This window comes from Flavobacterium sp. (assembly GCF_021151785.1).
Taxonomy (GTDB): domain Bacteria; phylum Bacteroidota; class Bacteroidia; order Flavobacteriales; family Flavobacteriaceae; genus Flavobacterium.
Genome location: NZ_JAGKWP010000111.1, coordinates 1 through 7409 on the forward strand (window position 1 = coordinate 1; position 7409 = coordinate 7409).

A 7409-nucleotide genomic window follows, 5' to 3' on the forward strand; every position below is an offset into this window, starting at 1 on the left:
ATTAGACTGTTAGATCGTTAGACTTTTAGACAGGACGCACACATGGAAAATCTAATGACCAAAAAATCTGAAATCTGAATTCACAAATCTGAAATTATATTATCTTTGCCGCGTCTCAAAGGGGTGCCCTACATTTCGGGCTGAGATCATACCCAATGAACCTGGGCGGGTAATGCTGCCAAGGAAAAGAGAAACTAACACTATTGAAGGCCAAAATAGCGTTTTCATTTCTCCACATTAATTTTATTATTTAACCCAAGAGTAATTACCCCTTTTATTCGTAAAATTTACGAATGATGTATTTATTCAAAAAAAAAAGAAAGTCGAAAGTCAAGATTACTTTAAGTATTCTATCTGTGTTCATTTCGATAAGTTCTTTTGCTCAAGAACAGCCTAAAGATTCTGTAAAATCAATTGAGGAAGTTTTAATTTCAGCGGTTAGAGCAAAAGACAAAAACCCAGTAACTTTTACTAATATTTCTAAAGAAGCTATTGCGCCTAGAAATTTAGGTCAAGACATCCCAATCTTGTTGAACTATTTACCCTCGGTCGTTACTACTACAGATGCTGGCGCAGGTGTAGGATATACCTATATGCGAGTTCGAGGAAGTGATGGCTCAAGAATTAATGTAACTTTAAATGGTATTCCTTTTAATGACAGTGAGAGTCAAGGTACTTTTTTTGTAAACTTACCTGATTTTGCTTCTTCTCTAGAAAGTATCCAATTACAAAGAGGAGTGGGAACTTCAACTACTGGCGCTGGAGCATTTGGGGCAAGTGTTAACATGCAAACTAAAGCGGCACAAAAAAATGCGTATGCAGAAATAGCTAATTCAGTGGGAAGTTTTGGCACTAGAAAACACACTTTAGCTTTTGGAACAGGACTAAACAAGCATTTTGAAATGAATGCTCGAATCTCAAATATTCATTCTAACGGATATATAGATCGGGCGTCAAGTGATTTATTTGGTTATTTCTTTAATGCTAATTATATCACAAAAAACACTATAATAAAAGCAATTGCTTTTGGAGGTAAAGAAAAAACATATCAAGCTTGGAATGGACTTGAGGATGAAGAAAAGCTAAAAAACGACCGAACTTACAATTCAGTAGGACAATATACTGATGCCTCGGGTGCAATTAAATTCTACAATAACGAAATAGACAATTACAACCAAAATCATTTCCAATTATTATGGAATCAAAAATATGCAACCAATTGGCAATCTAATGTAGCCTTACATTATACCATTGGCAAAGGATATTTTGAGCAATACAAAGAAGACGCTTCTTTTGCTGACTATAATTTACCTGATTTTATGGGATTAACAACCACTGATTTAGTAAGAAAGCGTTGGCTGGACAATGATTTTTTTGGAGCAACTTATTCCATCAATTACAATACAAACAAAACAGATATAATGATTGGTGGAGCAGCTAATCGATATCTCGGAAAGCACTTTGGAGAAGTGATTTGGACTCAATATTATGTTCCAAGCAGAAATCGTTATTATGATAATTATGGAAATAAAGATGATGTGAATGTCTACACCAAAGCTTCCCAACAATTTGGCAAACTTAATATATTCGCCGATTTACAATACCGCGTGGTCTTTTACAAAGCTAACAGCACAAAATTTGACGATGTTAATGACACATTTCGTTTTTTTAACCCAAAAGCAGGTTTGAATTACCAAATTAATTCATCTAATAACATTTATGCCTATTTTGGTATCGCTAACAAAGAACCAAGACGTGATGATTATGAAAACGGAGCTGCTAAACCAGAACGATTATTTGATTATGAATTAGGGTGGAAATATACTAGATCTAAAATCAAATTAAATGTAAATGCCTTTTTCATGCAATATAAAAACCAGTTAGTTCTAACCGGAGCTTTAAACGATGTTGGCTCACCAATTTTTGCTAACAGTGGAAGAAGCTACCGTGCTGGTTTAGAAATCGAATCTACCGTTAAACCTTACTATTGGCTATTTATTTCGCCAAATATTACCTTAAGTCAAAATAAAAATCAAAATTTTTATTTCCAGCGTGATGGCCTACTGACTAATTTAGGTAATACCAACATTGCTTTTTCTCCTAACGTAATTATTGGGAACAATATTACCTTATTACCAGTTAAGCATTTTCAAGTTAGCCTACTTTCTAAATTTGTTGGTCAACAATACATGGGAAATATTGATGCCAAAAAATCTATTTTACCTGATTATTTTGTAAATGATTTAAGTGTAAATTACGAATGGAAAATAAATAAAGGTATAAAATCAGTTGTTTTCTCAGGATTAATCAACAACATCTTTAACAGAATGTATGAATCAAACGGGTATTTTTATACTTATGATGACAATTGGAGCAGCCCTACATCTATTACTACCATTGAAGGCGCAGGCTTCTATCCACAAGCAGGAATCAATTTCCTAGCAGGAATCAACATGAAGTTTTAATTTGGTGACCCATGCAAATAAAAAGGTTAGTCTGATATCAAACTAACCTTTTTTAATTATAAACCCTCAACGTAGTAGCATCAATCATTTGGACTCTGTATGATTTCATTGGATATTGTTTTCCAGCAGCCAAACCAGTAAACAAACTATAACTTGCATTATCACACGCACAAATTGCATTTACTCCAGTGATTGTCATGGTTGAACAATCGGCTAAAGCTTGATTAGGACAAGCTGCATCATAAGCTAAATAGTTACCACTTCCTGCATTAAAAACTATAATACCTCGAATTCCAGCCCCTGCTGTATTAACATAAACGGCATTAGAAGGATATACTAGTGGATTATATTGAGGTAAATTCATATTCAACATAATATCAAAAGAATAATTAGGTAAATAAGGATTATTATTTACACTACTATTTCGGTCTCGATCGCAAGAAGTAATAATGATTAATAATAAAAAAGAAAAATAACGTGCCATATGATAATATATAATAAAAATCAAATTTAATTTTTATATTTGACAAACTAAATATTAGTTAACAAAAAATATAAAAAATAATGTATCTTTGTAAAAAGGAATCCCACATTCATGGGATTTTTTCTATTTTATAAAACCATGATGTTATGAGTAAAGTATCTTATTATACAGCAGAAGGATTAAAGAAATTAAAAGACGAATTAGATCATTTAAAAGCAATTGAACGCCCTAAGGCTTCTCAAGCAATTGCCGAAGCAAGAGACAAAGGAGATTTATCTGAAAATGCAGAATATGATGCAGCTAAAGAAGCCCAAGGACTTCTAGAAATGAAAATTGCCAAAATGGAAGAATTAGTGGCTAATGCTCGAATTATAGATGAATCTACACTTGATGTATCTAAAGCTTTGGTATTGTCTACTGTAAAAATTAAAAATCAGGCCAACGGAATGGAACTTAAATACACTTTGGTTGCAGAAAGTGAGGCTGATTTAAAAACTGGAAAAATTTCGGTAACTTCGCCTATTGGAAAAGGATTATTAGGGAAAAAAGTAGGAGAAATTGCTGAAATTAGTGTACCTAATGGTAAATTAAATTTTGAAATTTTAGAAATCACACGTGACTAATTTAATGTATCGATTAGTCAATGTGCTAAAAATTGGCTAACTGATAAATCGCAAACAATACTATGAGCTCAATTTTTACTAAGATAGTAAACGGAGAAATCCCTTGTTACAAAATAGCTGAAGACGATAAGTACTTAGCTTTTTTAGATGTAAACCCTAACGCTAAAGGACACACCTTATGTATTCCAAAACAAGAGATCAATAAGATTTTTGACATGGATGAAGACCACTACTTAGGACTTATGGCATTTTCTCGAAAAGTGGCTATTGCATTAGAAAAAGTGGTTCCATGTAAGAGAATTGGAGTAGCTGTCGTTGGACTTGAAGTTCCTCATGTACACGTTCATCTCATTCCATTACAAGATATGGAAGATATGCGATTCCAAAGAAAGACACAATTAACACCAGAAGCTTTCAGTGCATTAGCTACTGAAATTGCTTCCAACTTCTAAAAAAAGCGAGCCGTTATTTTTAAATAACGGCTCGCTTTTTTTAGAAAAACATGTTTCAATGCACTTTATTAAATATCAATTGTATAGTAGTTCCTTTACCTATTTCAGAGTGTACAACCCTTATTTTTCCTTTATGATAGTCACTCACAATTCTTTTAGTTAAAGACAATCCTAATCCCCAACCTCTTTTCTTAGAAGTATATCCTGGCTCAAATATTTTCTTAAATTTATTCTTAGGAATACCACTACCTGTATCTGTTATAGTGACATAAACTTGCTTTTCTCCTTCAACAATTTCAACAGACAATTTCCCTTTACCTTTCATCGCATCAATAGCATTTTTAACTAAATTTTCAATCGTCCAACTGTGTAACGTTGGATTGATATTTACATAAATAGTTTTATTTGGGGCTTTAAACTCAAACTCTACTTGTTTTGAAGTTCTCGACTGCAAGTATTCAAAAGAATGTCTCGTTTCTTTTACAATATCTCTTTTTTCTACTAAAGGTTCTGAACCAATTTTTGAAAATCTATCTGTAATAGTCTGCAAACGATTGATATCTTTTTCAATTTCTTCTATAGTTATTGGATCAATATCCTCCATCTTTAATAACTCTAGCCATCCAATCAAAGAAGACAGTGGTGTTCCTATTTGATGAGCCGTTTCTTTTGCCATACCCGCCCACAATTTATTTTGAGTAGCCATTTTTGTTGCCCTATAAAAATTATACACAACACCGCCAAACAAGAAGGCAACAAGCAACAAAGCAACAGGATAGTATTTCAATTTATTTAACATGGGTGAATCGCCGTAATACAACCAATAATAATCATTAGACGACCAATTTACCTTAATAGGCTGATTCTGATTTTTAATACTCTCAAAAAAATCTTTTAATTTCAACGAGTCTTTTGCAATTAATGAATCAATATTTTTAGTATTAACAATATTAAGTTTTTTATCTGCCAATATCAAAGGAATCGTTTTATTATTCTCAATAATATATGAAGGCAATTGAATATCCGAATCTAAAGTTGCGTTAATTAAACTTTTCTGAGCAGTGGCCCATAACTCCATTTTATTTCTCTCTTCCTCTTTAAAAATTTGAAAAAAACTATAGGTATTCCATAAAATCAAGGAAGCTATTACAAAAGAAGAGATGATAATGACCCAACGCGTCAGGTTACGCTTTTCAGAAAATTGCATGTTTTCAAATTTGAGTAAAAATAAAGTTTATTTTGTTAAAAGTCAAAAGTTAAGCAAAAACAACACTAAGACTTTGAATTCTATTTTTGAATGGTAAAAAAAAGCGCATTTTGAATTATATTTGCTAAAAAAACAAGACTAATGTTAAGTATCAATCCCAAAGAACTTGCGCCAGCTAAATTACAAGGATATTTGCAAACCGCGGTATCTCCAAGACCTATAGCATTTGCTAGTACAATAGATGAAAATGGAACACCCAATTTATCTCCATTTAGTTTTTTTAACGTATTTAGTAGCAATCCTCCTATATTAATTTTTTCACCTGCTCGACGAGTTCGCAACAACACGATTAAGCATACTTTAATCAATGTACAAGACATTAAGGAAGTAGTAATTAATATTGTTAACTATGATATGGTACAACAAATGAGTTTGTCGAGTACAGAATATCCTGACGGAGTAAATGAGTTTGAAAAAGCTGGATTTACAATGTTAGCTTCTGATCTTATCAAGCCTTTTCGAGTAGCTGAGAGTCCAGTACAGTTTGAATGCAAAGTTAATGAGATTATTGCTTTAGGTGATCAAGGAGGTGCTGGTAATTTAGTCATTTGTGAAGTGGTAAAAATCCACATACGTGAAGAAGTTTTGGATGAAAACAATATGATTGACCAACATAAAATTGATGTAGTATCAAGATTAGGTGGTAACTGGTACAGTAGAGCTAATGCTGGCTTATTTGAGGTTGAAAAACCATTAACTACTTTAGGCATTGGAGTAGATCAAATTCCAGCTTTTATAAAAGAAAGTACGTTTTTCAATGGAAATGATTTAGGAAAACTAGGAAATGTAGAAAAAATTCCAACTCAAGAAGAAATTACTATCTTTGTAAAAGAAAATTTTGAAGTCAAAGCTGTTTTAAGCGCAGACGACTTAAACAAGAAATTTGAAAAAGCAAAAGAATATTTAGACCAAAATCAAGTTTTAAACGCCTGGAAATTATTATTAGCAGATAAATAAAATTAAAGAATCATGGAAGTAATCGGAAAAATCAAAGTCATTAATCCTATCCAAGAGGTTAGTGCATCATTTAGAAAAAGAGAATTAGTTGTTACTACAGAAGAACAATATCCTCAACATATATTAATTGAATTCACTCAAGCTAGAGTAGACGATCTAAACAATTACCAAGTGGGAGAACCCGTAAAAGTTTCGATCAACTTAAGAGGAAGAGAATGGGTGAGCCCTCAAGGAGAAACGAGATATTTTAATTCTATACAAGGATGGAGAATTGAGCGAATGGCGACTGCAACTTCAGGAACGAGTGCTTCTTCTGCGCAAATGATGCCGCCAATGCCAGCAGCAGATGCTTTTGAACCCGCAACTAACTTCAATGAAGAAGAACACGATGATCTACCCTTCTAAGGTTTAGAAATAAAAATTTAGAAGTCAGAAATTTAATTGTTTCTGACTTTTTCTTTTTAAACTTCTAAATAAAAAATTTATGTACTTCCTTTCCAAAGAATTATACTTCCCTCCTTCTACCCAAACTTCACCTGAAGGTATACTTGCTATTGGAGGTGATTTATCTCCAGAACGCTTATTATTAGCTTATCAAAATGGTATATTCCCATGGTTTAATGAGGATGAACCCATATTATGGTGGTGTCCAGAAGAGCGAATGGTGTTGTTTTTTGAAGACCTAAAAATTTCCAAAAGTATGCGGAACATCATTAATCAAAAAAAATTTAACATCACCTTTAACACGGCTTTTCGCGAAGTAATTACCCATTGCAAAAAAGCATTCAGAAAAGGGCAAGAAGGCACATGGATAACTAATGAAATGGTAGAAGCCTACTGTAAATTAAACACTCTAGGTATAGCTAAAAGCGTAGAAGTTTGGCAAAACAATCAATTAGTTGGTGGTTTATATGGTATAGATTTGGGACATGTTTTTTGTGGTGAAAGCATGTTTTCTACTGTTTCAAATGCAAGTAAAGTAGCTTTCATCTATTTAGCTAAACAATTAGAATTTGCAGGTTATCGCTTATTGGACTGTCAAGTTTACAACGACCACTTGGCCAGTTTAGGCTGTATTGAAATTGATCGTGAAGATTTTTTAACACTAATTAAAAATTAGTCATAACTTTTCATTTTCTATTCTATCTTGAAATTTAACAT

At 32.6% G+C, this 7409-nt stretch carries 8 protein-coding genes and 1 riboswitch; of the genes, 6 read left to right on the top strand and 2 right to left on the bottom strand.

Annotation, left to right across the window (positions count from 1 at the left end; genetic code table 11):
• Positions 1–109: 109 nt before the first annotated feature.
• Positions 110–203, top strand: a riboswitch (TPP riboswitch).
• Between the two features lie 90 nt (positions 204–293).
• Positions 294–2465, top strand: coding sequence for a TonB-dependent receptor (locus QZ824_RS09930; protein ID WP_291275866.1), 2172 nt, complete (start codon positions 294–296; stop codon positions 2463–2465).
• 52 nt (positions 2466–2517) lie between these two features.
• Here QZ824_RS09930 and QZ824_RS09935 read toward each other — a convergent pair whose 3' ends face one another.
• Positions 2518–2949, bottom strand: a complete 432-nt coding sequence (locus tag QZ824_RS09935) for a hypothetical protein (protein WP_291275867.1) — start codon at positions 2947–2949, stop codon at positions 2518–2520.
• A 146-nt stretch (positions 2950–3095) separates the two neighbouring features.
• Between QZ824_RS09935 and greA the strand changes: the two genes are divergently transcribed.
• Together greA and QZ824_RS09945 are read left to right on the top strand one after the other, a co-directional pair.
• Complete coding sequence (gene greA, locus QZ824_RS09940) at positions 3096–3572, top strand: transcription elongation factor GreA (RefSeq protein ID WP_291275868.1); 477 nt, start codon at positions 3096–3098, stop codon at positions 3570–3572.
• 62 nt (positions 3573–3634) lie between these two features.
• Positions 3635–4024 carry an HIT domain-containing protein gene (locus QZ824_RS09945; RefSeq protein ID WP_291275869.1) on the top strand — a complete coding sequence of 130 codons (390 nt, stop codon included), beginning with the start codon at positions 3635–3637 and terminating at the stop codon, positions 4022–4024.
• Between the two features lie 55 nt (positions 4025–4079).
• On the opposite strand, the gene QZ824_RS09950 is transcribed toward QZ824_RS09945, so the two are convergent.
• Entirely contained in the window at positions 4080–5231 is a 1152-nt protein-coding gene (locus tag QZ824_RS09950) for a HAMP domain-containing sensor histidine kinase (protein ID WP_291275870.1), read from the bottom strand.
• 141 nt (positions 5232–5372) lie between these two features.
• Between QZ824_RS09950 and QZ824_RS09955 the strand changes: the two genes are divergently transcribed.
• The 3 genes from QZ824_RS09955 to aat all read left to right on the top strand — a co-directional run bounded on the left by QZ824_RS09955 (position 5373) and on the right by aat (position 7368).
• The gene (locus QZ824_RS09955) at positions 5373–6248 is read left to right on the top strand and encodes a flavin reductase family protein (RefSeq protein WP_291275871.1); all 876 of its coding nucleotides are present in this window, start codon (positions 5373–5375) and stop codon (positions 6246–6248) included.
• Between the two features lie 12 nt (positions 6249–6260).
• Positions 6261–6653 carry a DUF3127 domain-containing protein gene (locus tag QZ824_RS09960; protein ID WP_291275872.1) on the top strand — a complete coding sequence of 131 codons (393 nt, stop codon included), beginning with the start codon at positions 6261–6263 and terminating at the stop codon, positions 6651–6653.
• Between the two features lie 79 nt (positions 6654–6732).
• Complete coding sequence (gene aat / locus QZ824_RS09965) at positions 6733–7368, top strand: leucyl/phenylalanyl-tRNA--protein transferase (RefSeq protein ID WP_291275873.1); 636 nt, start codon at positions 6733–6735, stop codon at positions 7366–7368.
• Positions 7369–7409 lie beyond the last annotated feature (41 nt).